Source organism: Embleya scabrispora DSM 41855 (assembly GCF_000372745.1).
In the GTDB taxonomy this organism is placed as follows: Bacteria; Actinomycetota; Actinomycetes; order Streptomycetales; family Streptomycetaceae; genus Embleya; species Embleya scabrispora.
Map to the genome: position 1 here is coordinate 1 of NZ_KB889646.1, position 1719 is coordinate 1719.

Annotated in this window: 4 protein-coding genes; all 4 read right to left on the reverse strand. The window is 74.1% G+C overall.

Translation table 11 applies throughout. The features are described 5' to 3' along the window. On the reverse strand, positions 1–359 hold a 359-nt coding region (locus tag A3IC_RS54650), incomplete at its 3' end, for an Rv3654c family TadE-like protein (RefSeq protein WP_020550941.1). Beyond that, a complete protein-coding gene (locus tag A3IC_RS0115425) occupies positions 356–691 on the reverse strand; it encodes a TadE family type IV pilus minor pilin (protein ID WP_020550942.1) in 336 nt (111 codons plus the stop codon). The genes A3IC_RS0115425 and A3IC_RS54650, both read right to left, overlap by 4 nt. A gap of 46 nt (positions 692–737) precedes the next feature. Next, positions 738–947, reverse strand: coding sequence for a DUF4244 domain-containing protein (locus A3IC_RS54655; RefSeq protein ID WP_040876683.1), 210 nt, complete (start codon positions 945–947; stop codon positions 738–740). Positions 948–989: 42 nt separating this feature from the next. Beyond that, positions 990–1574: a type II secretion system F family protein gene (locus tag A3IC_RS0115435; protein ID WP_020550944.1), complete on the reverse strand. Its 585-nt coding sequence runs from the start codon at positions 1572–1574 to the stop codon at positions 990–992. Positions 1575–1719 lie beyond the last annotated feature (145 nt).

Sequence of the window (1719 nt, forward strand, 5' to 3'; positions counted from 1 at the left end):
GGGGTTGTTGGGTTGGTGGGGCCCGCGTGGGCGGTGGCGTGGGCTGTGCCTGTGGGGGTGGGGGTCGTCACCTCGATGTCGGCGTGGCCGTCGGTCAGTCGACAGCGGGTCAGTTCGGTGTGCTGGGCCCGGGCCACGCGGCGGGCCAGTGCACATGCCTCCTCGGCATCGGCGCCGGCGGCGGCCCGACTCGCCGCCGCCAGCGCGGCCAGGTCGGCTGCGGCGCCCGCGCGGTGTCGGGCCGCCACCGCTGCGGCGAAGGCGAATACGAACGCCGCCACGCACATCGGCACCAGCGCGAGCGCGAGCACCCACAGCGTTGCCGAGCCCTCCTGGTGGGCCGAGGTGCGCGGGCTCACGGCGGCGCCTCGTCCTCCATGGCCGCCACCGCCACATGTTCCACGTGGAACCGCGCCCCGGCCCATGCCGCTCCCGGCACGCCGACCTCGCCCGCGACCCGGAAGCGAACCAGGCCGTCCGCGCGGGACACCTCCGTGCGCGCCCCGACCGGCCCGGCGGCCCGTGCCCGCTCCTGCGCGACCGCCGAGGGCTCACCCCGGGCCAGTGCTCGCGCTCCCGCCTGCGCCGCATCCACGCAGCGGATCTGCGCGGCGGCGGCACCGATCCCGGACACCGACAGGACAGTCAGCAGGATCAGCACCGGCAGCACGACCGCCGTCTCCGCGGTCACGAAGCCGTTCGCCGCACGCGCTCGGCGAGCCGTATCGGAACAAATCTCAGAACGAGACATCGAGCGCCTTGGTAATCACGCCGGTGAGCGCCGCCGCGACCCCCGGGCTGGTCACGATCTTGAACAGCACGGCCCCGAACGCCACCGCAGCGACCGTGCCCACCGCGTACTCGGCCGTGGTCATCCCGGTGTCGTCACGCAGCCGCAGCCACACCCGACGCACGGCCGGAGCAAGAGTCGGCAAAAGAATGCGCATAAATATCCCTCGTTTTGTATATATGTGGATGAATTTGATGAATCAGAATGGCTGCAACAGCGTCGTCGTCAGCCCGACCACGATCGGGACCACCCCGATCAGCAAAAAGGCCGGCAGGAAGCACAACCCGAGCGGAACCGTCGCCCGCACCCCCACCCGGCGTGCGGCCGCACTCCCGGCCCGGCGATGCTCGGCGCGTTGCTCGTCGGCCATCCGGGCCACCACGGCCGCCGCCGGCACACCGCCGGTCGCGGCCCGAGCCAAGGCGCGGCCCAGTGGCGCGAGCACCGGGTCGTCGGTCAGCCCGAGCCAGCACCGCCCCGGATCGCCGCCCAACCGCAGCGAGGCCACGATCGGCCGCAGCCGGCTCGCCAGTGGTCCCCCGACCGCGTGCGCGACCGCCTCGGCGGCCTCCACCGGCGCGCAGCCCGCCACCAGACACGCCGCGAACAGATCGGCGGCGGACGGCAGGTCGGCCCGCAGCCGCTCCCGAAGCACCCGCCCGGAACGCGATTCCAACCGACTCAGCCGCCGATCGAGGACGACCGCCACCGCGACCCCCGCGCCACCCCCGACCCACCCGCCGAACAGAACGAACACGGCCACCCCACCCAGCAACGCCGCCACCCGCCGCCACCACACCGGATCACGCCCCGGGCCCGACACCCACCGGCCCCGCCACCCCCTCCCCCGCACGGCACCCCCGGCACCCCCCGCCGCCGCGACAACCGCCACCAACACCGCCACGCCACTCACATCCCCGCCCACCACC